Here is a 24,285-nt window from a genome sequence, read left to right on the forward strand (position 1 = left end):
GGTTTTTCCATAATTCCTTTTGCTTTAGGTGGCAGAAACTAGGAAAATGGAAGGCGAAAGTGGGTAAGTTTTGGCAAAGAATAAATTTAATAAAAGTTGGCTTCAGGATCACTTAACTGATCCTTACGTAAAAATGGCTCAAAAAGAGGGCTATCGCGCTAGAGCAGTTTATAAACTGAGTGAAATAGACGAGCAAGATCACCTTATCAAAGCAGGGATGACTATTATTGATCTCGGGAGCGCCCCTGGAAGTTGGTCGCAATACGCCCGTAATCGCTTAACGGAGCTTGGTAAAAGTAATCCAAAGATTGAGTCTGGCAAGCCGGATGGGCAAATCATTGCTATAGATATTTTGCCTATGGAAGATATTGCAGATGTGAGCTTTATTCAGGGTGACTTTCGTGAAGAAGAGGGGCTTACCGCCCTTGAAGCACTTTTACCTGAGGATGCCGAAGGTAAGGTGGATTTGGTTCTCTCTGATATGGCGCCTAATTTATCGGGGTTTGGTGTAGCCGATGCGGCAAGGATGGCTTTTTTGGCTGAAATTGCCCTAGATTTTGCTGTTGCACACCTTAAGCCTGAGGGAGCTTTACTAATCAAATGCTTTAACGGCAGTGGTTATAGCCAAATCGTGGAATCCTTTAAAAAGGTCTTTAAAACAGTTGCATCTCGAAAACCCAAGGCTTCTCGAGCACGATCTTCAGAGAGATTTCTATTGGGTAGAAATCTAAAACCCCCTAAATAGAGTTGAATTACCTCAAATAGCCCCATTTTATAGGGCTTTTTAAATAAATATGTCATTAGCCCTTGAAAAAGGCTGGTAGTAGAATCAAATACTTAGGTAGCGATTCGCTTTAACTCCTGGATTAATCCAGAAAAGGACTCATTTTGAACAGTAATATGTTCCAAAAAATCGGTGTGTGGCTCATTGTGGGCCTGGTGCTTTTTACGGTATTCAAGCAATTTGATAAGCCGAAGGAGCAAACTCAGGTCACCTATTCTCAATTCATGGATGATGCCAAGGCTGGAAAAATCAAGCGTGTAGATGTCCAGGGTCGCACTAACCTTACTGTTACCCCTGTGGATGGCAATAAATATTCTCTGATTTCTCCTGGAGATATTTGGATGGTGGGTGATTTGATGAAGTATGGTGTTCAAGTTTCTGGTAAAGCAGAAGACGAACCCAACATGCTCACTTCTGCTTTGTACTATTTAGGACCAACACTTCTTATTATTGGTTTCTGGTTTTTCATGATGCGCCAAATGCAAGGTGGCGGCAAAGGCGGAGCATTCTCATTCGGAAAATCAAAAGCGCGTCTCATTGATGAAAATAGCAACACAGTTACTTTTGCAGATGTCGCTGGTTGCGATGAAGCTAAGGAAGAAGTTTTTGAGTTAGTAGATTTTTTAAAGGATCCACAAAAATTTCAAAAACTCGGTGGCCGTATTCCGCACGGTGTGTTGCTAGTGGGTCCTCCTGGTACAGGTAAGACCTTGTTGGCCCGTGCGATTGCAGGTGAAGCAAAAGTTCCTTTCTTCTCGATTTCCGGTTCTGATTTCGTAGAAATGTTTGTCGGTGTTGGTGCATCACGTGTGCGTGATATGTTTGAAAACGCCAAGAAAAATTCTCCTTGCATCATTTTTATTGATGAGATTGATGCTGTAGGTCGCCATCGTGGTGCTGGTATGGGCGGTGGTAATGATGAGCGCGAACAAACCCTCAACCAAATGTTGGTTGAGATGGATGGATTCGAGAGTAATAGCGGAGTAATCGTAGTGGCTGCTACGAACCGTTCAGACGTATTGGATAAAGCTTTATTGCGCCCTGGTCGTTTTGATCGTCAAGTACATGTTGGTTTACCTGATATTCGTGGGCGTGAGCAGATTTTGCAAGTGCATATGCGCAAGGTTCCAATTGATCCTGATGTCAATGCCGCCGTCTTGGCCCGCGGAACGCCTGGTTTCTCTGGTGCTGATCTTGCGAACCTAGTGAATGAGGCTGCACTATTTGCAACACGTCGCAACAAGCGTTCCGTTGACATGAAAGACTTTGAAGATGCCAAAGATAAGATCTATATGGGTCCTGAGCGTAAGTCCGCTGTAATGCGCGAAGAAGAACGTCGCAATACTGCCTATCATGAGTCAGGTCATGCTGTTGTCGCTAAAGTGCTTCCTAAGGCTGATCCTGTTCATAAAGTCACCATCATGCCCCGTGGCATGGCTTTGGGTGTGACTTGGCAATTGCCAGAGTTTGATCGTGTGAATCTGTACAAAGATCGCATGCTGGAGGAGTTAGCCATCTTATTTGGCGGTCGTGCTGCAGAAGAAGTTTTCTTGCAATCGATGAGCACTGGTGCATCGAATGATTTTGAGCGCGCCACTAAGATGGCTCGAGATATGGTTACTCGTTACGGTATGAGTGATAGTTTGGGTACGATGGTTTATGTTGATACTGAATCAGAAAGTATTTTTGGCCGCAATAGTACTAAGACAGTTTCTGAATTGACTCAACAAAAAGTTGATGCTGAAATTCGTACCTTGATTGATAGTCAATATGCATTAGCAAGATCAATCTTGGAACAGAATCGCGACAAGGTTGAGGCCATGGTTGCAGCTTTGCTTGAATGGGAAACCCTTGATGCAGAGCAGATCAATGACATTATGGAAGGTCGTCCACCTCGTTCGCCAAAGCCACCTCCAGCAACCCAGTTTGGTAATTCGGCTGCACAACCTGGTCCTGCTACTGGTAATACTCCTGCTACCGCTTAATCGCTAATGAGTTTCGGTCTTTTATGCTAAACCAAGGCTTGATTGATCTGCCCACAATTTGGCGTTGTGGGCGTTTTCTTTTTGAGGGATTAAAAAATTGTGGCGTACCTTTATCCATTGATACATACAAAGCCGAAACAATGCGTCAAGCTTTGTTTGCTGGCGTTGATTGTGTAAATGATATTTGGGCTCTCAGGCAAGAGGGTGCAGTTGATGGCGTTCTAGATAGCAAAGAATGCAGCATTGTTTTAATGCACATGCAACGAGACCCGCTCACAATGCAATTCAATCCAGGGTATCAAGATGTTATTGCAGATGTATCTTTATTCTTAAAAGAACAGGCAACTCATCTTATCTGCAAGGGCGCTCATTCAAGCCGTATTGCAATCGACCCGGGGTTTGGCTTTGGCAAGAGTCTTGAACACAATCTCAGTATGTTGGCTCATTTTGATGTCTTCTCACAATTAGGTTATCCAGTTTTAGCCGGGATTTCTAGAAAATCGATGATCGGCAAGGTCACTAGAAAGGATACAAATGAGCGTGTGGCGCCTAAGTGTTGCAGCGGCCATCATGGCTGCTGATCGTGGCACCAAGATCATTCGCGTCCACGATGTCGCTGAAACTGTTGATGCTTTAAAGCTATGGGAAGCAGTAAATTCTTGGCAAAATAAATAAAGCGGAACCCTAATGGGTCTAGGTTTTATAATCACATCCATGAAAAAACAATACTTTGGTACTGATGGCATTCGTGGCGAAGTGGGGAAATTCCCCATTGTTCCAGAATTCATGACTCGTCTAGGTTATGCCGCAGGCAAGGTGTTAACAAAAGATAGCAAACCGGGTGAGCGCTGTCAGGTTTTAATTGGTAAAGATACTCGGGTTTCCGGTTATTTATTGGAAGCAGCACTTGAGGCTGGCTTTGCTGCTGCTGGTGTTGATGTAATGCTCTGCGGCCCCATTCCGACCCCAGGGGTTGCCTATCTAACGAAAACCTTACGATTATCTGCAGGTTTGGTTATTTCAGCTTCACATAATCCTTATCAAGATAACGGTATTAAGTTTTTTTCGGCCAACGGCGATAAGTTTTCTGATGATTTTGAGTTGGCCATTGAGGCTCAATTAGAAAAACCCATGGGTTGTGTTAGCTCAAAAGAGTTGGGTAAGGCATTTCGCTTGGATGATGCTGCAGGTCGCTATATTGAGTTTTGTAAGTCTACTTTCCCCGGGGGTCTGAATCTCAAGGGATTAAAAATCGTGGTCGACTGCGCTAATGGAGCTGCCTATCATATCGCTCCCCATGTATTCCATGAATTGGGTGCAGAAGTGGTTTCCATTGGCGTTAATCCAGATGGACGAAATATTAATGATGGATGTGGTGCCACAGCTCCACAGGCTCTCATTGCTAAGGTAAAAGAGGAGACTGCCGATATAGGTATTGCCTTAGACGGAGATGCCGATCGCCTCCAAATGGTTGACGCCTCAGGCCGCTTGTTTAATGGAGATGAACTGTTATACGTACTTGTAAAAGATAGATTGGATAAAAAACAAGCTATCGGTGGCGCTGTTGGTACGCTTATGACCAATCTTGCAGTTGAAAATGCTATTAAGGATTTAGGAATTGGATTTGAACGTGCCAATGTCGGCGATCGTTATGTCCTGGAAATGCTTAAGCAAAAAGGGTGGCTAATTGGGGGAGAGGGTTCTGGACATTTACTTTGCTTAGACCAACATTCCACTGGAGATGGCACCATTGCAGCATTACAGGTTTTGGCTGCTATGAGTCAAAACAAAATGAGCCTTGCTCAATTGCTTGAGAAAGTAACCTTCTTCCCTCAGGTGCTTTTAAATGTGAAATTTAAACCCGGCTACGACTGGAAGTTAGATCAAGCGCTAAATAATCAAATTGCTAAAGTGCAATCTAATCTACAGGATATAGGTAGGGTGCTAATCAGAGCATCCGGCACTGAGCCCTTGCTCAGAATAATGGTTGAGACTAAGGATGGTAATGTTGCGATGAGCGCAGCTAAGAGCATTGCCGAACTCATTCCCACAGCCTAAAAAATTCGAAATACAAATAGATTTTTTCTACCGAATAATTTGTAAGCCATTGTTTATATTGAATTATTTAATTTATGACATTGATGTTATTAAACCGTCATAGTTAAATCGTATCTTTCATATATCGCAATTTGCGTTCAATATAGTTAAGGACCGATTAAATGAAATCTTTCTTAAAAAAGGCACTAGTTATTAGCGCTATTTCACTTGCTCCTTCAGCATTTGCAGTAGATATGACAGGCGCTGGCGCCACATTCCCGTACCCAATTTATGCAAAGTGGCCAGCAGCTTCTACAGTTGGCGGAAAAGGTAATGAAGGTGTTGCTGCTAACGTAACGCGTGTTAAGAATTCAGTAGGTTATGTTGAGTATGCCTATACGAAGAAAAACAAAATGACTTATATTTCTTTGAAAAACAAAGACGGTAATTTTGTAGCTCCAGATGACCTAACTTTTGCAGCTACTGCCGCTGGTACTGATTGGGCAAAGATTCCTAGTATGGGTACTTTTATTACTAATGCATCGGGTACTAAATCATAGCCTATTACTGGCGCATCATTCATCTTGATTTACAAGAATCCTGAAAACAAAGCCAACGCTGCTGAGGTAATTAAATTCTTTGATTTCGCATTCAAAGATGGCAAGAAAATGGCCGAAGAGTTGGATTACGTTCCAGTGCTGGATGCTACGACTGATTTCATTCGCAAGAATGTATTTTCTAAAGTAGTAACTAAATAAGGTTTGGTATTTCTAATCAAAAACATTCTTTAATGAACAGCTCCACAGTATTGTGGGACTGTTTCAATATTTAATAAGCCTATCTCAATGGATACCACTCAGTCTCATTCAGCACCTACGCCACAGGCTCTGAAAATTGCTAAATTACAGCGAGTTCAAGATTTCTTGTTCCATGGAATTACACAGTTCTTTGCCTTATCAGTTTTGATCGCATTGTTAGGCATTCTAGTTTCTTTAATCATGAATGCGTGGCCTGCGTTACAAAACTTCGGCCCTAGCCTTCTTCTTTTCGCAAGAGTGGGACGTTGTTAATGGTGAGTTTGGTGGTTTGATTGCCATCTACGGCACCTTAGTTACCTCCTTTATTGCATTGCTAATCGCAGTACCCCCTTAAGGCTTCGGTATCGCTGTATTTTTAACAGAGCTTTGTCCTGGTCCATTGCGCAGACCGCTTGGTACTGCTGTCGAACTATTGGCGGCTGTACCATCAATTATTTACGGTATGTTTGGTCTATTTATTTTTGCACCCCTTTTTGCTGGGTACATTCAACCCGTTCTAGCCTCTACTCTGAGTCAAATCCCAGGATTAGGAATTCTATTCTCAGGCGCTTTTAATGGTGTTGGCATTCTCTTTGCGCCGGATTAATCTTGGCAATGATGATTCTTCCATTTATTGCCTCTGTCATGCGAGATGTGTTTGAAATCGTTCCACCAGTTCTCAAGGAATCCGCCTATGGCATTGGCTGTACAACTTGGGAAGTTGTCAAGAATATTGTACTTCCATATACCAAAGCAGGTGTGATTGAGGGGATAATGCTAGGGTTAGGTAGGGCGCTTGGTGAAACCATGGCTGTAACTTTTGTGATTGGTAATGCGCATCGCCTTTCAGCTTCTTTATTTTCCCCAGGCACATCGATTGCATCAACCCTTGCTAACGAGTTTGGAGAAGCAGAAGCGGGTAATCACCTTTCTTCATTATTCGCCCTTGGTTTAGCGCTTTTCATTATTACCTTTATTGTTCTAGCATGCGCTAAATGGATGCTAAACAGCATGGAGAAGAAGCAAGGATTGAAAACATGAACAATACGTCCAATACAGACCAGGCAATTTTTGCCAAACGAAAGCGTGCAAACAAAATTGGTTTAACTCTATCGATGGGTGCAATGCTTATTGGTATGATTTTTTTGTTTTGGATTTTGGGTGCCTTGCTATAACAAGGGTTTTTCAGCGATTGACTTGAATCTTTTTACTCACAGTACTCCTGCCCCGGGGTCTGAGGGTGGTGGACTCGCGAACGCGATTGTAGGCAGCCTTTTGTTAGCGGGCAGTTGCGCCTTGATCAGTACGCCGATAGGAGTTCTAGCAGGGTTGTATCTTTCAGAATATGGCGATCGCAGTCGCGTTGCAGCAGTCACCCGCTTTGTTACCAACATCATGTTATCTGCTCCATCTATTGTGATTGGTTTGTTTGTATATGCATTTGTAGTAGCTTAAGCTAAGCACTTTTCAGGCTGGGCAGGCACCATTGCTTTAGCCTTAATTGCTATCCCCGTGGTGGTTAGAACTACCGAGAACATATTGCGCTTAGCTCCTGGTAGCTTACGTGAAGCAGCATATGCATTGGCACACCAAAATGGAAAGTCGCCTTCATGATCACTCTGAGGGCTGCTCAAAGCGGTGTAATGACTGGTATTTTGCTAGCTTTGGCTCGCGTTAGCGGTGAGACAGCGCCTTTGCTATTTACCGCATTGAATAATCAATTTTTCTCAACCAATATGAATGCACCAATGGCAAATTTGCCAGCGGTCATTTTCCAGTTCGCAATGAGCCCATATGACAATTGGGTTGAGCTTGCATGGGGTGGCGCTCTTCTTATTATCTTTGCCGTTCTCGGTTTGAATATTTTGGCACGTGTGGTATTCCGTGAAAAGGTGCAGGGATGATGAGTAATATGAAAACAATGTTTGACTTAAATCAGATTGATAGTCAAGGGGGTAGAGTGGATTCAACAAATCAACAATCAGGGCAGGCAATCAATGCGCTTGAAGTTAGAAATCTCAATTTTTTCTAAAGAAAATTAATCTTGATATTGAACAGGGTAAGGTAACTGCATTCATTGGCCCATCAGGCTGCGGAAAGTCTACTCTTCTCAGAACATTGAACCGTATGTATGACTTGTATCCAGGACAACGTGCCGAAGGTGAAATTAACTTCTACGGCCAAAATATTTTAGCCCCTGGACAAGATTTAAATTTACTGCGTTCACGTATTGGTATGGTATTTCAAAAGCCTACGCCATTCCCAATGTCTATCTATAAAAATATCGCATTCGGTGTGCGACTTTATGAAAAACTTTCCCGCTCAAAAATGGATGAGTGGGTCGAGTGGGCTCTTAACAAAGCAGCCTTATGGAACGAGGCTAAGGATAAATTAAATCAAAGTGGTTTATCTCTGCAGCAACGCCTCTGTATTGCTTGTGGCGTTGCCGTGAAGCCATCAGTTATTCTTCTAGATGGGCCTATATCGGCTTTAGATCCAATTTCCACGGGCAAAAGATTGAAGAATTGATCAATGAACTAAAGCATGAGTACACCATTGCAATCGTGACACACAATATGCAACAAGCGGCCCGCGTATCGGATTACCCTACCTATATGTACCTCGGAAGTTTTATTGAGTACGGCAAGACTGATGAGATCTTCATTAAGCCTAAACGCAAAGAAACAGAAGACTATATTACCGGCCGCTTCGGTTAATTGGAGAGATTAAATGCCAGATAAACACCTTTCATCACAATTTGATACAGATTTAAATTCACTCTCTAGTCGTTTGCTAGAAATGGGTGGTTTAGTTGAGTCACAGATTTCAACAGCTATGCGGGCCTTTACATCAATGGATACGGATACTTGCAATATAGTCATTGAGAATGAAAAGCTAGTAAATGATTTAGAGATTCAAATTGATCTCGCTTGTACTGAGCTTATTGCCAGACGTCAACCTACTGCAAAAGATTTAAGGCTTGTTATGGCTGTTTCTAAGGTCATTACCAATCTTGAGCGCGCAGGCCGATGAGGCAGAGCGTTATAGCCAAGCGCACCAAGCGCATCATCGACACTCTAATGTTCCCTACAAGATTAACGTTGCAGAAATTCGTCTTTCGGGTCAAATGGTCATTAATTTATTGCGTCGAAGTTTAGATGCATTTGCAAGACTAGATACCACTGCGGCTGCAGAAGTTGTTGCGGAGGATCGCCAAATTGACGAAGAATTTAGAGGTTTTGTGCGCAAACTCATTTCTTATATGTCAGTGGATCCACATACGATAAGCATAGGGCTAGATATGTTAACTATTGCCAAAGCAATAGAACGCATTGGCGATCACGCAAAGAACATTGCTGAATTCGTGATTTATATTGCCAAAGGTTCTGACGTACGCCATATTCCACACGAAGACTTAGTTCGCGAAGCCAATAAATAAACCATTCAATATTCCCTATGACTCACCGCATACTGATAGTTGAAGATGAGCCATCAATAGCTGAGCTGATTGCTATTAATCTCACTCATGCCGGCTATGAAGTAGAAAAAGCAATGCAAACTGATCTCGCATTAAATATGATGAAAGATCGTTTACCCAGCCTTTTAATACTAGATTGGATGCTACCAGGTAAATCTGGAGTGCAATTTGCAAAAGAATTGCGACTGAATGAGCGGACCAAATCATCGCCCATTTTGATGCTCACTGCAAAAAGCGAGGAGTCCGACAAAATTCTGGGCTTGGATTCTGGGGCTGATGATTACGTTACCAAGCCATTTTCATCCAAGGAACTAGTGGCCGCGGGTAAGGGCTATGCTTCTTCGCCAAACTCCTGCGGATGATATTGGGCCATTATCGGTTGGGCCACTGTAATTAGACTCTAGTTCACATCGCGTATTGGCTGTATGGCCGAAATTGAGTCAAGATCTATTTCCTTGGGACCAACAGAATTTCGTCTCCTGCAATACTTTATGGCAAATCCAGAAAGGGTTCATTCTCGATCCAGCTTATTGGACAAAGTTTGGGGGAACGAAGTTTATATAGAAGAGCGTACTGTAGACGTTCACATTAAGCGCTTAAGGCAGGCTTTGGCTCCATTTGAATGTGATCGTTTCATGGAGACTGTCCGTGGAAGCGGGTACCGTATTACCAAGACTTCAACAGAAACTTAGATGCCTTTTTAACGATTTTTTGTTCATTTTTTAGGTAATTCTCAAGATGTTCTAATATTGCCTTATGATCCCGGCGCTTTCTCGTTTTTCCTTTATTGTCTGCCTAGCCTTTATCGCAGCCTTCATCACACTTGCTAACTGGGGTGTTGAGTGGGCCATTAGCGTTGGAATCATCATTTTGGCAGTTCCTTTGGTGTACTCCTATATCAATTTAGCTCGACTAAGAAAATTTGTACTCGCTGACTCAGTAGAAAAAATGCCTTTGCCAAGTGGTTTTTGGGAAGAAGTATTTTTTAGATTGCAACGCCTTGTTCGTAACCTTAAGCAAAAGATACGATCCATTGAAGAGCAGCATGATCACTTTATTGCTGCGTTCCAAGCCTCACCAAATGGGATTGTGATGCTAGATGAAAATGATCAAATTGAATGGTGCAATGAAATTGCTGAACATTTCTTTGGTCTTATCTTTAAGCGTGATGTCATGCAGCGTATTAATTTCTTAATTCGAAGACCGGAATTTATTCAATACCTAAATAAGAGGAATTTTGACGATCCTTTGCTTTTGGAGAGGATGGGTCCGGATAGTAATTTGAGCTTAATGCTGCAAGCTTTTCCATTTAGTCAAAAAAGGCATTTATTACTCATTCAAGATATCATGGACCTGCAAAAAGCCGATACTATGCGTCGAGACTTTGTGGCAAATGTATCACATGAAATGCGAACACCAATTACTGTCTTAATGGGATTTCTGGAAACCATTCAGTCCTTGGACCTGACAAAAGAGCAGCAGTCTCAGTATTTTGACATGATGATGTCCAAGCGCAGATGATGTAGAAATTCAGGCTGTCTTAACCACATCTGCTGTTGATGGTGTTGCAATGGATCAATTGATCGAAAAAATTGCAAATCAAGAGTATGTCAATCAAGCGTTTTGGAGTCCAAGTACCACTGACTGACACCTAAATCATTTGACATATTCTTGTAATAAATACAGTTCAAGATCCCAATTGTGAATACATCAATTGCAGATCGATATACAACCTTACTTGCCCTTATTGCCAGACCACTAAGAGCCTGCCAGTGCCTCTAGGCTCCTCTATGCATCTTTATCGGTGTACAATAATATTTTGAAACCAAAATCTGGGGACTGTTGCATCTACTGCAGTTTTGGAGACATCGACTGCTCTAGTGCAGAACAAAACCTAGCCGCTTAGGTCCTTGTTTTAGAGGTAGGGCTGTGTATTCATCAATATGTCATGGATTTTTCATAAAATGGACATATTCGCACTGTGTATACATATTAGGGAACATTTTGGCCTCTCAACCAGTTGACATCACTTCTCATTCGGAAGATCTAGTTGCCGCCGTAGATTTAGGCTCCAACAGCTTCCGTATGCTGGTTGCTCAGGCCGTAAATACTCCCTCAGGGGAGCCCCCCGATTAAGACCGATTGATACCCTTCGGGAATCAGTCAGATTGGCTGGCGGCCTGACAGAAAGTAAATTGCTAGGGAACGACGCCTACCAACGTGGTTTGAATGCGTATAGGCAAGGGCTATGAACCTAAACTGATGGAGAGTCTTTATATCGGTTGTGTCTCACATAGCATGCGTTTCTTTCCCATGATGCGCATGCCTTTAAGGAGGCTGAATTAGCCGCTAGACGTGAGATTCAGGTTTTATCTCAGGGGGCCTCTCAAAAGCGGCTGGAAGCAAGCCACAGGCTCATCAGGTACACCGCTAGGGCATTAGCTGAATTGATAGGTGCAAATGACCTAAATGGCCTTGGTGACGGTCTAACAATGGGTAGAGTGAATGCCTCTAGCGGCCTCATTACTAGAGAGGGGCTGAAGGCTCTCAAAAAGCATCTATTGAAATACGAACACGTAAATCAAGTGGAGTTAATCGGGCTAAAAGACGATAGACGCACTGTTTGGCCAGGTGGCCTAGCTATCATGCTTGCTGTCTTTGACGAACTTGGTATCGAAGCAATGGAGGTGACGGATGCTGCTCTACGAACCGGTGTTCTTTATGACCTCCTGGGACGCTCACAGCACCACGATATACGTTATGTCACTGTTGAACAATTTATGCAAAAATATGCGGTTGATAGAGAGCAGGCAAATCGCGTTGGCAAACTTGCTGCTGAATTCTTGAAGCATCTGCCTAAACCTGAATCAGAAAGTCGCGCTGATAACGTAGCTTTATTGCAGTGGGCAGCTAACTTACATGAAATTGGTTTGTCTATTTCTCATAATGGTTATCACAAACACTCTGCGTACATTGCAGGTAATGCAGATATGCCAGGCTTCTCTAAAAATGACCAAGCCAGACTGGCGGCACTTCTCATAGGGCACACCGGTAAACTTGGTAAGCTAGCTAGTAATCAGGGATTTCATGATTGGCGTATGCTGTTTTGTTTACGCTTAGCGCAAGTACTTTGCCGCGGAAGAAGTGATACTGATCTTCCTAAGGTGAAGGTACCTGAGCATGATGGCTCCTATTTAGTGAGCCTCTCTAAGGAGTGGGCTGCAGAGCACCCATTAACTGAATTTAGCCTCACGAAAGAAGCGACCGAATGGGAAAGAATGGGCCGCTCTTATCAAGTCAGCCTGAAATAATCTCCAGGACCATCTAGAGTGATTACATTCCTAGGAAATGTTTAGCGTAGCGTGGATTGATTTCTGACAATCGTAGCATGGTCAATAAATCAGCAGTGTTGAAATCCGGATCCCAGGCAGGGGCGCTACATATTTTTGCTCCCAACTTAAGGTAACCCCTTAATCAATGGGGGAGGGTCTTACATCCAGGCCGCCGTTTAACTTCTCTAACGGCAGTGGTAAACGTGGGAAAGCATGAAATTCTGTTGGCGCCATTTGATCATTACCTAATGAGTTGTAAAGACTGGCCGCGTAGTGGCCACCATCGGCCATTGGAATGCTTGCGCAACTCAACATGATTTCCTAGCCATTCTTTTGCATATACTGAGCTAAACCACTTCACAGAGCCATAATGACTGCACCCGAGCGATAGTCTTGGTGCACACATGATCTTCCTAACTCTACCAGCTTTGGACGCAGATGATTAAGCTTGGATAGATCAAACTCAGAACCCGATAGGCATCAACTACCTTTAGGGTATCTTGGTCTCTTATGAGCAGATGATCGCAATATGCATCAAACTCATCGACGCCTAAGGACTCTGCATTTTTAGGCAGGTTTGCGCCCATCTCTTGAGCAAATACTTTATAGCGTAAACGTTGCGCTTCTTTTACTTCGCTAGGACTAGTTGCCCGCCGAATCTGAAATGCTGGTCTTTTGGCTTTTGCAAGAGTTGGGGCAGTAGGAGCAATATCTGGTGCATTTAACTCTGCACGTGATTTCGTGGCAAATTTCTTTCCAAAAAGTTTTTTGGTTATTTTTTTGATAACTTTTTTAAAGCATCGCCTTTGCTTGACTTTAACTTTTTCACTTTCTTCGGGGAGAAAGTCTCAAATGCAGCAATTGGGTTTGGAATGTCTGACATAGTTGTCCTTAACTTGATATTTCCGATCTTAGGGATGATTTATTACATGTTTAAGACAATGGGTACGCAAACAGAACCCCAGAGCAACAATGTAATTAAAAGAGCTAACATCACAGCAGCCGAGCCAAAATCCTTTGCCCGCTTTGATAGGTCATGATGCTCAAAGGAGATGCGATCAATTGCAGCCTCAACATTAGAATTGAGGAGCTCTACAACCAATACCAAGATCAGTAATGAAGTGAGCACTGCTTTTTCGAAATGGCTAATTGGCAAAAAGAATGCAATAGGGGCCAATAAAGCGCATAAAGTGAGTTCTTGCCTAAAGGCACTCTCTTCTAAAAATGCATAAACTAGTCCGCACCAAGAATTCTTGGCAGCATGCCAGGCTCTAGTTAAACCACGATTCCCCTTATGGAGGTTTTGGTCGATGTGGTACTTAGTATTCAAAAGAGCTCCAATTAAGCCAATGCAGTCACATGAACTTCAGTGGTGGGTACTGGCTTGAGGTGATTAACAAACTGCTCGGATGCCGCACGCCATGAGAACTTTTCCACATGTGCATGAGCTACTTCTCGAGGAATTTTTAAGGCTTGTATGCAAGCAACTCGTAAGTCCTCATCCATGGCGCCTGCATTTGAGGTTCCTAGCACATTAATAGGGCCGGTCACTGGGCAGGCCGCCACAGGTGTACCGCATGCCATCGCTTCTAACAGAACTAATCCGAAGGTATCGGTCTTGTTTGGAAATACAAACACATCAGCTGCTGCGTAGACTTTCGCTAATTCATGCTGCTGAAGAACGCCAAGATAATTGACTTCAGGATATTTGTCTTTGATACCAGCCATAGCAGGACCATCACCTACAACCCATTTAGATCCAGGCAAATCGATTTCTAAAAAGGCGTTAATGTTTTTTTCAACTGCGACACGTCCAACATATAAAAATATGGGATGAGCTGTATTTAAGGCTTTCGACTCTTGAATTTTAAAAATATCAAGATCTATACCTCTAGATTGGAGCCATTACAGCCATTGAAGGTCCATGGAACTATCGAATAAAGGCATAAGTAATTGCCAATGGAATACCGGTTCGAGCTTTTACATATTCTGGAAAACGAGTGTGATAGGCGGTAGAGAAGGGGAGTTTGTTTTTAACGGCATATGAACGTGCCGATAAGCCTAGGGAACCTTCTGTAGCAATGTGCATCGCATCTGGCGTAAATTCTTTAATTCTTCTGGAAACTTCTTTGCCTGGAAATAAAGATAAAGCAATATCAGGATAAGTCGGGCACGGGATGGATTTAAATCCATTAGGGGTAATTAACTCAACCTGATGACTCATGGCAATTAACTCTGCACGAGTCTGCTTCAGAGTTCTTACAACTCCATTTACTTGCGGATCCCAAGCATCAGTGATGATCATGATTTTCCTAGCACAGCCTCTTTAACAAGTGATTCAATAGCGGGTTGGAAAGTAAGTTCGGGCGCCTCAATTGGTTCGTCTTTGATTTGTGTCCAATGAACAATTTTGAGTTCACCAGCATATGTTTCAACTAAGGCGGTAAGGCTTTCGACCCAATCACCATCATTGCAGTAGAGCAGTCCGTCGATTTCACGAATTTCAGCTTTGTGAATATGGCCACAGACCACTCCATCACAACCACGAAGACGCGCTTCCCTTGCCATAATGTGTTCAAAGTCAGCAATGTAGCTCACCGCATTCTTAACTTGGTGTTTTAAATACTGAGATAGAGACCAATATTGCAAGCCCATCCTTACGCGCAACATATTGAAGTAGCGGTTTACATAGAGGATGAATGAATACAGGGTATCTCCAACATAGGCTAACCATTTCGCGTATTGCATTACGCCATCAAATAGATCACCATGGGTTACCCATAGCTTTCTTCCATCTAATGTGGTGTGAATGACTTCTTCTACAACCTTTACATCCCCAAAGGAGAGGCCAAAGAACTGACGGGCACTTTCATCATGGTTGCCAGGAACATAGATTACTTCAGCACCTTTTCTTGCTTTGCGCAAAAGCTTTTGAACTACGTCATTATGGGCTTGAGGCCAGTAAAATGATTTCTTAAGGCACCATCCATCAATGATGTCACCAACTAGATAAACTTATCCGCTTCGTTATGTTTGAGAAAATCGAGAAGGTAGTTAGCCTGACACCCTGTTGTTCCTAGGTGTACATTAGAAACCCAGATGGCTCTGTAATGCATCATGAAACAGTATTAAGCCCATCGTCTGTGTAGGTGTGATGACACTTTTAAGTCAGTTTGATGACGAAGATTATTTGTTTTAATTGATTTATATTGTTTACGAATGGATAAGGCTCAAATTACTCAAAAGCAAACCCCTGTATTGATTAAAATGGGATTGTGGCTTTTAATCTTGCTGCATATTTTGTACGGTCTGTGGCTTCTTCTTTTAATTTTCCCCCATATCGATATCAATAAAAAACACCTCTATATCCAAAAATGGTCGAAGCGTTTATTGCTTATTTTTGGAATTGAACTGTTAGTCGTAAATCATTCAGTCTTAAAAGATAAGCCCTATCTTTTAGCGGCCAATCACATTTCATGGATAGATATCCATGCAGTCAACGCATCTAACCCCATTCGGTTTGTGGCCAAATCAGAAGTCCTATCTTGGCCAATTTTTGGCTGGATGGCAATGCAGCTTGGGACTGTTTTTATCAATCGCGCAAGTTCTCGTCATGCTCAGCAGGTGGTTAATGGGATGAGTGAGGTCTTAAAAACGGAATCAATTTGCATCTTTCCAGAGGGCACCGCGTCGACCCTAGGTGGCGCTGTGCATCCATTTAAGCCCAACCTATTTGAGGCAGCAGTAATAGCTCATATGCCCGTATATTCCTTAGCAATTCGATATATTTCAAAGGAAACAGGGAAAAGATCTGAGGTAGCCGCTTTTGTAGGAGATATGGGTTTATTAGAGTCTATGGGCAATATTCTCAAACATCGAAATCTCATCGTTCAACTCACGTTTTTACCATCTGCAGCCTCTGGCTCAAACCATCCTAGCGATCGTAAGTGGCTAGCAGTACATAGCCAGGCGCAAGTTAGCAAAATCCTGTTAAACACCCTATAAGCGACTTTGTAATAAAAATGTCATCATTTAAGGCGTAAACTAGTCAAAATATTGTCGGATTTTAAATTGCATGAGCAAAAAATATAAAGCCCATGGCGGAGTGGTATAGACGTGCTCAAGAAGAAATTCTTGATAGCATGGACGAAGAGCTAGAAATGGAGCTTGATGATGACCGCCTTTCTCCTGATGGAGCTAGTGGATCTGAAATTCCACGCAATATCTACTTCAAAGAACTTTTCAGACTTCAGGGTGAGCTAGTTAAGTTGCAGGACTGGGTTGTAAAAAACAAGATGAAGGTTGCTGTATTGTTTGAAGGTCGTGATTCTGCGGGCAAGGGGGGTGCAATTAAACGCATTACTCAGCGCTTAAATCCCCGCGTTTGCAAAGTAGTGGCACTCCCGGCTCCTAACGAGCGCGAAAAAACAGAATGGTATTTTCAAAGATACATTTCACATCTTCCGGCAGGTGGGGAGATCGTTTTATTCGACCGCAGTTGGTATAACCGTGCAGGCGTTGAAAAGGTGATGGGTTTTTGCACCAACGAAGAATACAAAGAGTTTTTAAGAACTGTTCCTGATTTTTAGAGCGCATGATGGTTCGATCGGGAATCATCTTAATTAAGTACTGGTTTTCAATCTCAGATGATGAACAGTACAACCGTTTTATGATGCGCATTCATGACCCATTGAAACAGTGGAAATTGAGCCCCATGGATCTAGAGGCTAGACGTTTATGGGGGCCTATACCAAGGCTAAAGAAACAATGCTGAAAAAGACTCATATTCCTGAGGCTCCTTGGTGGGTGGTTGCAGCTAATGATAAGAAAAAAGCTCGCCTAAACTGCATGGCTCACTTGTTAAGCCAGATACCTTATAAAGAAATTAAACACCCTGTAATCACGCTTCCTGCTCGGGTTCACAACCCTGACTATCTCCGTGGACCTCTCCCACCTGAGACGTACGTTCCAGAAATTTACTAAGTTCTCCGGTTGGTGATAATCTCTCATTAATCAGAGGGAATTTCATGAAACTTCATCCATCGATCACCAATCGAGAATTTAAGCCTTTAATTAAACCAAACGGGCTTGATCGCCGTATCGGGTATTTGACCGTAAATTAAGTAGTGTCGTTAAATTTTTCCCTGGACTTACCAAATTGTCCTTTGATCAAAAACTTCCTTTGCGCATTGTTGGCGGCAGCACCAATAAAATCTTAGAAGCATGCCTTCCTTTAGGTAATTTAGCCTTTGGCGATGGTGTCCAAGCGCATTGCGAAATTGCGATCTGGATGAAGAGCGTGGGCGATCCAATTGTGGGGGAACTTGCTTTTTCTTATCGTGTAAGCGACCATAATCGATCTGAAAGTAAAGCACATAAACGTACCGATAAATTCTTTAAGAACTTACAAATAGAACTAGCTGACTGGTTAGAAATTGGCAGCACCAAAAACCGCCCTTGTTTACGGTAAGCCCGAATGAGTGATGTCTTAGAAAATCAATCTTCATCACCCGCACAAACTAGCTTGATTGATTTGTTTGTGCAGTTTCTGATTATTGGAGCCGTCAGCTTTGGCGGAGGGATTATTGCCTACGAGCGCATTTTGTTAGTAGAGAAGCGTAAATGGCTTTCATCTGATGATTTTATGGGATATTTAGCCATTAGCCAAACAATGCCTGGCTTAAATTCTGTCAATTTAGCAGTGCTTGCTGGTGATCATTTACGAGGAGCTCTCGGTGCTTTTATAGCCACGATGGGCTTAATACTGCCGGGCGCTTTATTTGTGCTGGTAATAGGAATTGCATACACCACCAATACCGATCATCCTCTAGCCAACCATATTTTGGCAAGTATAGCTGCAGCAGCCTGTGGCTTACTGGCCGCAATTACCTATCGCATTGGTGATGATCAGTGGAAACATCTGAAATCATTAGCAATTATTTTGATCACCTTTGTGTTGATGAGTATTGCCAAATTTAGCTTGCCAATTGTCTTGTTAATCATGGCTCCAATTGCTATCTATGTTTATAGGCCTAGAGGCAGTCAATGACCCAATTGATTTCTTTGGCCCTGACTTTTGGCTTGCTTTCTTTATTGGCTGTAGGGGGAGGCACAGCTGTTTTGCCTGAAATGCAAACTTTATTAGCGCATCAATTTGGCATTGATCATCTTCGATTTGTTCATATTTACAGTATCGGCCAGGTGGCCCCAGGCCCCAATATGCTGATGGTCCTAGTCATTGGATTTCAAGTGGCCGGAATTCTTGGGGCAGGCGTTGTTTTGCTTTCCTTCTTTTTGCCATCTAGTATTTTGTGCCTCTATGTGGGGCGCATATGGAATCGCTTTGGTGAAAGTCCTTGGCGACGCAGCATTCAGAATGCCTTGGAGCCCATTTCGATTGGGTTAATGGCCTCTGGCGTTTATGCCGTAGCCAAATCCTCTGTCGTCAGCCCAATCACCGCTGGTTTAGCATTATTTTCCTTGTGCCTCATTTTGCGTACAAAAATAACTCCTGTTTTTGTAATGCTGGGGTCAGGATTGCTGGGCTTTCTGCTGCTCACATACTTTTAATTGCTTTTTTAAAAAGCTGCTCTGACTCCAACCATTAGACTTCTTCCGGGTTGAGGTGCATATAAGCGTACTGCCATTGGTGAGGTAGCGTAACGTATTTCCTCGTTTAACAAGTTCTTTAGCATCAAATACCCAGTCCAATTCACTCTTCCTATACGCTCCGTATAAGATAGGTTGGCATTTAAGAGGTTATAGCTTGGTGTTGGTCCGATTTCCCAGCTGGCAAGTTTGTTTTGTTGAAAGCTATATACATAGGTTGCACCAGTTAACTAACCATTACGCTGATAAATAAATTCAGCCCCCAAGCGAGGAGCAGGTTGAAGCGGAAGATTTCCGCCGGCATTAAATGTACCTTGGAAGGCGTCACCAAATAAACGACCCCCTAATCCAGTTTGATTCCAGTTGTAACTTAAATCAGCCTCAACACCTCGTATAGTGGCATTGGCTTGTGATGCTTGTACAACTGAGAAATTTTGATTAGCCTCACTATAGGCGCCCGTATAGTATCCATAGATATAGTTATTAAATTGATTTTGATAAATGCTGGCTTTACTACGAACTAAGCCCAGCGTTTTCTGAAAACTGAGCTCTAGGTTATGTGAGGTTTCCGTACTTAAATTAGCATTACCAATATCAAATGTCGCAGTAGAGTCATGCGGCCCATAGGAGTAGAGCTCTTGAGCTGAAGGAGCTCTCTGTGAAACGGTATAGGTCAACCCAAGACCATATCCCTTAGCAATATCTAGCAAACCACCTGCTGAATAAGACATCAGATTAAATTGGCGGCTTTGTAAGCCAGGCGGACTATACGATGTTGGTACAAATTGTTGGCTATCCACGCTGGGAAATTGTGTTCCTGAATTTGGATTCTAAGTAAGGTAGTTGTAACGAGCTCCTAGGCTGGTTTTCATAGGACCGTAACGACCTTCTTCAACCCAAAAGAGAGCGCTGGAATTTGATTTCGCTTGAGGGACAACGGCATAACTATTGGTGGATAAGTCGGTTGCATTGAGAGTTGACCCGGTTACCTGAAATCCTAATATTCCTTTGGATCCAAATAGCTCTTTATGCGCTAATTCAATACGCGCTTCAGTTGCAATATTATTCCATTGTGTTGAAGCTACTCCATTATTTGCAAATTCAGTGTGCTGATAATTGGTATTGGCTGCATTGATCTTGACCGAAGAAAAGCCATCAAAAGGATCAATTGTTTGATGAGCAAAATCATAGCGATTTTGGGATTGCTGAATAAATCCACCCCTCAACGGCAGGAATGCCATAGTTATGGTTCATACGTTCTAAAGAGGCGCCAGTATATCCATCTGAGCGAATATAACTAGCGCCTAAGCCCAAACTATTCTGGTTGCTGAAAGAAAAGGGAAGCTTACCGCTATAGGGAGTATTTACGGGCTCTCCAGGATTAATGGCCCAATTTGCATTTGGTCCACCCCTGTTCGGCAAAGCCTAGTATTCGGTAGTTATTTGAGTTGCTGATAGCTGAATCAAAGTGGAGCGCTAAGGGTCCGGCGAGTGTATCGAGTTCAATATTAGCCGTCTTACCTTGATTGACAGTTTCATAGCTTGTATTTAAGGCGCCAGAAATGGTATCTGGCATGCTAGTAACAATACGATCATTCGCCACATTCACTAAACCACCGCTTGAACCAGATCCATATAAGAGTGCAGATGCGCCTCGTAAGATTTCTATCTGATGCGCATTTTATATCGGACTTGCTACGGCATGGTCAGGGGAGATGCTAAAGACATTCCCAACAGATAATCCATTCTGCAATATCTGAACACGTGCGCCCTCCAAGCCACGTATTACTGGCCTTGAAGCGCCGCCTGCACCATAACCAGTTGCTGAGACACCTAATTCATTTGCTAATGTTGCCCCCAAAGTTCCTGAAAGTTTATTTTGAAGTTCATCGCCAGCAAGAACTTTATTTGGTGATAGAAATCCATCTCCACCTTCACGCACTCCAGTCACCTCTAATTCTGGCATTGACTGTGCCTGAGTTTGTGCGTAGACAGGGGATGTGGCTAGCAAAAAAGCTAAAAGGCCTATAAAAATATTGTGCGGGGTAAAGCCAGTAATTCATATTCATCCAAACACGTCAATCTGGTGACGATTAGTTAAAACAAGAAAGCGCTCGTAAGCGGAAAGTTTTAAAGGATGAGAGTAGGGGGTGCTCGCGATTGATAAGACGCAAGACTAATTTGAGGGAATGAATGGGGCGCATGTTGAAACTTTCCATGCGCACAAATTTGTAGATAGGCGAGATTGGTATTCGAGCTTGGAATGCATCCGGCCAAGGTTAACGAATCTAATAGATGACAGATATTTGAACTATGGTCAAAACTTTTTTCTGGGGTTGTCGCTGTATATTTTTTTATGGACTGGTTTTGCGGATTTGCATGCGAAATGCCATGAGAAAGTCCAACCCAGTGGGTGCCAAGCAAGCAAAAAATGAGCAAAAAAAGACTGCAATTGCAGACTGAAAATGCTTTGTGAATTTGCTAGAAAAATAGGCAACCATGACACGAATCTTACAGGATTTGCCTACAAAGGCGCTCTTGGTGTAGAATGTCAATTCCGTCGGAGTGTAGCGCAGCCTGGTAGCGCACCTGCTTTGGGAGCAGGGGGTCCAAGGTTCGAATCCTTGTACTCCGACCACTTTCTCTATTGAGTTCTTAAACTAGTTACAAACTCAGCGTTTATCTGCCCATAGCTCAGCTGGATAGAGCGACGGCCTTCTAAGCCGTAGGTCGCAGGTTCGACTCCTGCTGGGCAGGCCACCTCCTCTATCCAATATCCTCACTCTGCTTGCTAGAGCTTACTTCGGGCAGCTAAATCATCATTGCCCCATTGAGTGGCAGCAGGTGATTTATCAATTCACACTTTGCCTTAGAATGGCTCAATGATTACTTTTAAGCCATTTATCTTGATTGTTGCAGTCTTGGCGATGTCTGCATGTTCCGTCGCTAAGTTAGAAGCACGCCTTGAAGCAAACCCTCAATGCAAAGATGTTGTTAACCCTAAAACAGGCTCCCTAATGCCGTGCCCTGGATCAGACAAAGTTTTTTATGCTTCAGTTGGTCTGGCACCCGCCAAATCTAACGTTGTTACAAGCAATTCATCTTCTCCATCAGCGCAATCACACCTGATGTAGCTTCAACCTCTAAACAAGCTGACCCTAAGGCACCTTCAAATAGCTCTGCAGCCACGACTCCAGCATCTTCAGTTTCTGCTGACTGCAAGCCCCAAATTCACAAAAAGCCCGGCGGAACACTTCCTTGTCCGGCAGCAGATTAATTTCAAAGTAAGTATGATGATTCAGTAAAAACTAGTAGCACTTAATTAACCAACTCCGATCGGAATGTATGTGAATAAATTATCCCTAGTGTTTGCCTCCATAAACTACAGCACTAGTACTAGCTGCATGTAGCAATGCCCCAAAGTTGGCCACCCAATCTATGCCGAGATCAGGATTCCTGCCCTGACTACAATTTATTAATTCCTACCGCTACCAGTGAATCCGATACGCGCGTATGGAGATATCGCATTTCAGGAGTAAATCCCGGCAACTATACCGCGTTGATCTTGGATCCAATCTATCTAAATCAAAATGCTACTAGAGAAGTTAGTGCCGATGTCATCAATAAAGCAAAAGTAGTACTACAAGCTTCGATGGTTGAGGCTGTGAACAATCGTGGCAATATTCGTATCGTCACACAGCCCGGCCCAGACGTAGCTGAGTATCCGTAGGTATTACCGGGGCTGAAAGCTCGGCCGACAGCTTACAGCCATGGAATTTCACACCGATTGGCTTGGCAATGAATGCGGCTGCTTATGCTGGCGGCGTTAATTCCAAAACTCCCGCATTGTTAATTGAAAGCAAGATTACTGATAGCCAATCAAAACAACTCTTAGACGAAGGTTTGGTAACGATGCAGGGTGAGTCTTTTAGAACTGCTTCTGGATCATCTGATTCCTTTATTGCCATGGCCAAAAAGGTTGTGCGTGTAGCTATGGAAACATCTTCCAATCCAACACCTACAGGCAAGTAAAAGCAAAAAATGAAGGCATGCATCCCTAAAAGTTTTTTACTAGCATCTTTCTTCCTGCTTGCAGCTCCGCTAACTTCTTTTGCTGATGAGACATCACGCAATCGGGAGATAGTGGAGCGGTTTGCTAAATGCGATGTCAATCACGACGGCAAATTAACACAAGCTGAAGCTAAAGGTTGCATGCCTCGAATCTATGATCACTTTAGTGCCATTGATTCCAGAAACAAGGGCTATGTGACGGTTGCTGAAATTCAGGCAATGGCTAATCGGTAACTTTTAAATAACTTATATCTGTATAGAGTCTCCGAGGAGACTCTTTTTTTGAGGTCTCTTATGTCTATTATTTTTCCTGGATTTGAAGAAAAACAGATTACCGTTGATTCTGCTGATGAGCCTATAGAAATTGCATGTCTAGTTGGTGGATCGGGACCCGCTTTATTGTTGCTTCATGGGTTTCCACAAACTAAAGCCATTTGGCAGCAAATTGCTCCTGAATTAGCGAAGATATATACAGTGGTTGCGGCTGATCTTCGTGGCTATGGTGCATCATCCAAACCGCATGGCAAGCCTGACCACTCAAGCTACTCCAAAAGGTCTATGGCTGCTGATCAACATGCCTTGATGCAGTCTTCCTTAGGACATGAATAATTTTTCTTACTCGGACATGATCGGGGCGGTAGGGGTATCTCATTGATTAGCAATGGACTTTCCAGAAAGCGTTTTGCGCATAATGGTGCTCGATATCTCACCTACATTAACCATGTATGAGAATACGACCATGGCATTTGTCAAGGGTTACTGGCATTGGTTTTTCCTCATTCAGCCCCAGCCCGTTCCCGAAACGATGATTGGCGCAAACCCAGAGTATTGGCTAAAAAATCATATGGGTCGTCATGCGGGCACAGGAATTTTTTCAGCGGAGAAATGGGCGGAATATTTAGCAGGTGTGGGCAATCCAATCGGCATGCATGCCATGTGTGAGGACTATCGTGCTGCAGCTACGATTGATTTAGTTCATGATCGTGCTGATAGAGTTTCTGGTGAAAAGCTACAAATGCCTCTTCGAGTTTTATGGGGCGAGCATGGCTTAGTCAACCAATGCTTTAAGCCGTTGGATGACTGGAGAGCAGTTGCTAAAGATGTTACCGGGGCGGTACCATGTGGACACTATATCCCAGAGGAACTTCCAGGAGACCTTCTTAAAGAAGCCCAGGAATTTTTTAAATACTAA

General features: G+C 43.1%; 20 protein-coding genes, 2 tRNA genes and 12 pseudogenes. 25 read left to right on the plus strand and 9 right to left on the minus strand.

Annotated elements, in window-relative coordinates; genetic code table 11:
* Positions 1-70: 70 nt before the first annotated feature.
* From DXE37_RS05315 to DXE37_RS05375, 14 genes and pseudogenes are all read left to right on the plus strand, one after another.
* Positions 71-745 carry an RlmE family RNA methyltransferase gene (locus tag DXE37_RS05315; RefSeq protein WP_114636827.1) on the plus strand — a complete coding sequence of 225 codons (675 nt, stop codon included), beginning with the start codon at positions 71-73 and terminating at the stop codon, positions 743-745.
* A 143-nt stretch (positions 746-888) separates the two neighbouring features.
* Positions 889-2,769, plus strand: a complete 1,881-nt coding sequence (ftsH, locus tag DXE37_RS05320; protein WP_197713106.1) for an ATP-dependent zinc metalloprotease FtsH — start codon at positions 889-891, stop codon at positions 2,767-2,769.
* Positions 2,770-2,792: 23 nt separating this feature from the next.
* The gene (locus tag DXE37_RS05325; protein WP_197713107.1) at positions 2,793-3,350 is read left to right on the plus strand and encodes a dihydropteroate synthase; all 558 of its coding nucleotides are present in this window, start codon (positions 2,793-2,795) and stop codon (positions 3,348-3,350) included.
* Between the two features lie 133 nt (positions 3,351-3,483).
* The gene (glmM, locus tag DXE37_RS05330; RefSeq protein WP_114636829.1) at positions 3,484-4,827 is read left to right on the plus strand and encodes a phosphoglucosamine mutase; all 1,344 of its coding nucleotides are present in this window, start codon (positions 3,484-3,486) and stop codon (positions 4,825-4,827) included.
* A gap of 272 nt (positions 4,828-5,099) precedes the next feature.
* Positions 5,100-5,564, plus strand: a pseudogene (locus DXE37_RS05335) (type 2 periplasmic-binding domain-containing protein); the annotation flags it as partial.
* Between the two features lie 87 nt (positions 5,565-5,651).
* Positions 5,652-6,644: pseudogene (gene pstC, locus DXE37_RS05340) on the plus strand (phosphate ABC transporter permease subunit PstC).
* Positions 6,641-7,507: pseudogene (gene pstA / locus DXE37_RS05345) on the plus strand (phosphate ABC transporter permease PstA). The pseudogenes pstC and pstA overlap by 4 nt, the downstream one beginning before the upstream one ends.
* A gap of 8 nt (positions 7,508-7,515) precedes the next feature.
* Positions 7,516-8,320: pseudogene (locus DXE37_RS05350) on the plus strand (phosphate ABC transporter ATP-binding protein).
* Positions 8,321-8,333: 13 nt separating this feature from the next.
* Positions 8,334-9,042: pseudogene (gene phoU / locus DXE37_RS05355) on the plus strand (phosphate signaling complex protein PhoU).
* Positions 9,043-9,059: 17 nt separating this feature from the next.
* Positions 9,060-9,773, plus strand: a pseudogene (phoB, locus tag DXE37_RS05360) (phosphate regulon transcriptional regulator PhoB).
* 64 nt (positions 9,774-9,837) lie between these two features.
* A complete protein-coding gene (locus DXE37_RS05365) occupies positions 9,838-10,602 on the plus strand; it encodes a phosphate regulon sensor protein PhoR (RefSeq protein WP_231971170.1) in 765 nt (254 codons plus the stop codon).
* Between the two features lie 283 nt (positions 10,603-10,885).
* The gene (locus DXE37_RS14325) at positions 10,886-10,987 is read left to right on the plus strand and encodes a GDCCVxC domain-containing (seleno)protein (protein WP_415066784.1); all 102 of its coding nucleotides are present in this window, start codon (positions 10,886-10,888) and stop codon (positions 10,985-10,987) included.
* A gap of 98 nt (positions 10,988-11,085) precedes the next feature.
* Positions 11,086-11,217: a hypothetical protein gene (locus DXE37_RS14330; protein WP_415066786.1), complete on the plus strand. Its 132-nt coding sequence runs from the start codon at positions 11,086-11,088 to the stop codon at positions 11,215-11,217.
* A 99-nt stretch (positions 11,218-11,316) separates the two neighbouring features.
* Positions 11,317-12,392: pseudogene (locus DXE37_RS05375) on the plus strand (Ppx/GppA phosphatase family protein); the annotation flags it as partial.
* A 22-nt stretch (positions 12,393-12,414) separates the two neighbouring features.
* On the opposite strand, the pseudogene DXE37_RS05380 reads toward DXE37_RS05375, so the two are convergent.
* From DXE37_RS05380 to DXE37_RS05395, 4 genes and pseudogenes are all read right to left on the minus strand, one after another.
* A pseudogene (locus DXE37_RS05380) lies at positions 12,415-13,123 on the minus strand (GNAT family N-acetyltransferase).
* Between the two features lie 215 nt (positions 13,124-13,338).
* On the minus strand, positions 13,339-13,743 hold the full coding sequence (locus tag DXE37_RS05385) for a diacylglycerol kinase (RefSeq protein WP_114636830.1): 405 nt from the start codon (positions 13,741-13,743) through the stop codon (positions 13,339-13,341).
* Between the two features lie 11 nt (positions 13,744-13,754).
* A pseudogene (locus DXE37_RS05390) lies at positions 13,755-14,718 on the minus strand (glycosyltransferase family 4 protein).
* Positions 14,715-15,523, minus strand: a pseudogene (locus DXE37_RS05395) (UDP-2,3-diacylglucosamine diphosphatase); the annotation flags it as partial. The pseudogenes DXE37_RS05390 and DXE37_RS05395, both read right to left, overlap by 4 nt.
* Before the next feature lie 109 nt (positions 15,524-15,632).
* On the opposite strand from DXE37_RS05395, the gene DXE37_RS05400 reads away from it, so the two are divergent.
* The 5 genes and pseudogenes from DXE37_RS05400 (at position 15,633) to DXE37_RS05420 (ending at position 18,983) form a co-directional block, all read left to right on the plus strand.
* Entirely contained in the window at positions 15,633-16,418 is a 786-nt protein-coding gene (locus DXE37_RS05400) for a lysophospholipid acyltransferase family protein (protein WP_231971171.1), read from the plus strand.
* 92 nt (positions 16,419-16,510) lie between these two features.
* Positions 16,511-17,396: pseudogene (ppk2, locus tag DXE37_RS05405) on the plus strand (polyphosphate kinase 2).
* A gap of 175 nt (positions 17,397-17,571) precedes the next feature.
* The gene (locus tag DXE37_RS05410) at positions 17,572-17,883 is read left to right on the plus strand and encodes a hypothetical protein (RefSeq protein ID WP_114636831.1); all 312 of its coding nucleotides are present in this window, start codon (positions 17,572-17,574) and stop codon (positions 17,881-17,883) included.
* A gap of 6 nt (positions 17,884-17,889) precedes the next feature.
* Positions 17,890-18,462, plus strand: coding sequence for a chromate transporter (locus tag DXE37_RS05415; protein ID WP_114636832.1), 573 nt, complete (start codon positions 17,890-17,892; stop codon positions 18,460-18,462).
* Positions 18,459-18,983 carry a chromate transporter gene (locus DXE37_RS05420; RefSeq protein ID WP_114636833.1) on the plus strand — a complete coding sequence of 175 codons (525 nt, stop codon included), beginning with the start codon at positions 18,459-18,461 and terminating at the stop codon, positions 18,981-18,983. Before DXE37_RS05415 ends, DXE37_RS05420 begins: the two co-directional genes overlap by 4 nt.
* Before the next feature lie 269 nt (positions 18,984-19,252).
* On the opposite strand, the gene DXE37_RS12530 is transcribed toward DXE37_RS05420, so the two are convergent.
* From DXE37_RS12530 to DXE37_RS11410, 4 genes are all read right to left on the minus strand, one after another.
* Positions 19,253-19,822 (minus strand): TonB-dependent receptor domain-containing protein, encoded by a 570-nt coding sequence (locus tag DXE37_RS12530; protein WP_197713108.1) that lies wholly within the window; start codon positions 19,820-19,822, stop codon positions 19,253-19,255.
* Between the two features lie 30 nt (positions 19,823-19,852).
* Positions 19,853-20,263: a hypothetical protein gene (locus DXE37_RS11400; protein WP_197713109.1), complete on the minus strand. Its 411-nt coding sequence runs from the start codon at positions 20,261-20,263 to the stop codon at positions 19,853-19,855.
* Between the two features lie 140 nt (positions 20,264-20,403).
* Positions 20,404-20,625, minus strand: a complete 222-nt coding sequence (locus tag DXE37_RS11405) for a hypothetical protein (protein ID WP_231971172.1) — start codon at positions 20,623-20,625, stop codon at positions 20,404-20,406.
* 78 nt (positions 20,626-20,703) lie between these two features.
* Positions 20,704-21,033, minus strand: coding sequence for a TonB-dependent receptor plug domain-containing protein (locus DXE37_RS11410; RefSeq protein ID WP_231971173.1), 330 nt, complete (start codon positions 21,031-21,033; stop codon positions 20,704-20,706).
* Positions 21,034-21,583: 550 nt separating this feature from the next.
* On the opposite strand from DXE37_RS11410, the gene DXE37_RS05430 reads away from it, so the two are divergent.
* Positions 21,584-21,660, plus strand: a tRNA-Pro gene (locus DXE37_RS05430).
* A 45-nt stretch (positions 21,661-21,705) separates the two neighbouring features.
* Positions 21,706-21,782 (plus strand) — tRNA-Arg (locus DXE37_RS05435).
* Positions 21,783-22,109: 327 nt separating this feature from the next.
* On the opposite strand, the gene DXE37_RS13490 is transcribed toward DXE37_RS05435, so the two are convergent.
* A complete protein-coding gene (locus DXE37_RS13490; RefSeq protein WP_269460295.1) occupies positions 22,110-22,244 on the minus strand; it encodes a hypothetical protein in 135 nt (44 codons plus the stop codon).
* A gap of 190 nt (positions 22,245-22,434) precedes the next feature.
* Between DXE37_RS13490 and DXE37_RS13495 the strand changes: the two genes are divergently transcribed.
* The 4 genes and pseudogenes from DXE37_RS13495 to DXE37_RS05450 all read left to right on the plus strand — a co-directional run bounded on the left by DXE37_RS13495 (position 22,435) and on the right by DXE37_RS05450 (position 24,285).
* Positions 22,435-22,752, plus strand: coding sequence for a DUF3313 family protein (locus DXE37_RS13495; protein WP_197713112.1), 318 nt, complete (start codon positions 22,435-22,437; stop codon positions 22,750-22,752).
* A gap of 56 nt (positions 22,753-22,808) precedes the next feature.
* A complete protein-coding gene (locus DXE37_RS13500; RefSeq protein WP_269460351.1) occupies positions 22,809-23,054 on the plus strand; it encodes a hypothetical protein in 246 nt (81 codons plus the stop codon).
* Positions 23,055-23,063: 9 nt separating this feature from the next.
* Positions 23,064-23,327: an EF-hand domain-containing protein gene (locus DXE37_RS05445; protein ID WP_114636834.1), complete on the plus strand. Its 264-nt coding sequence runs from the start codon at positions 23,064-23,066 to the stop codon at positions 23,325-23,327.
* Between the two features lie 60 nt (positions 23,328-23,387).
* Positions 23,388-24,285 (plus strand): annotated as a pseudogene (locus DXE37_RS05450) (alpha/beta fold hydrolase).

The organism is Polynucleobacter necessarius (genome assembly GCF_900095205.1).
In the GTDB taxonomy this organism is placed as follows: domain Bacteria; phylum Pseudomonadota; class Gammaproteobacteria; order Burkholderiales; family Burkholderiaceae; genus Polynucleobacter; species Polynucleobacter necessarius_E.

Excerpts from the sequence above, each read along its gene's own strand:
- DXE37_RS05325 (WP_197713107.1), top strand. The coding sequence starts at position 2,793 with ATGCTAAACCAAGGCTTGATTGATCTGCCCACAATTTGGCGTTGTGGG.
- glmM (WP_114636829.1), top strand. The coding sequence starts at position 3,484 with ATGAAAAAACAATACTTTGGTACTGATGGCATTCGTGGCGAAGTGGGG.
- DXE37_RS05365 (WP_231971170.1), top strand. The coding sequence starts at position 9,838 with ATGATCCCGGCGCTTTCTCGTTTTTCCTTTATTGTCTGCCTAGCCTTT.
- DXE37_RS05400 (WP_231971171.1), top strand. The coding sequence starts at position 15,633 with ATGGATAAGGCTCAAATTACTCAAAAGCAAACCCCTGTATTGATTAAA.
- DXE37_RS05415 (WP_114636832.1), top strand. The coding sequence starts at position 17,890 with ATGAGTGATGTCTTAGAAAATCAATCTTCATCACCCGCACAAACTAGC.
- DXE37_RS05420 (WP_114636833.1), top strand. The coding sequence starts at position 18,459 with ATGACCCAATTGATTTCTTTGGCCCTGACTTTTGGCTTGCTTTCTTTA.
- DXE37_RS11400 (WP_197713109.1), bottom strand. The coding sequence starts at position 20,263 with ATGGCATTCCTGCCGTTGAGGGGTGGATTTATTCAGCAATCCCAAAAT.
- DXE37_RS13495 (WP_197713112.1), top strand. The coding sequence starts at position 22,435 with ATGCCCCAAAGTTGGCCACCCAATCTATGCCGAGATCAGGATTCCTGC.
- DXE37_RS05445 (WP_114636834.1), top strand. The coding sequence starts at position 23,064 with ATGAAGGCATGCATCCCTAAAAGTTTTTTACTAGCATCTTTCTTCCTG.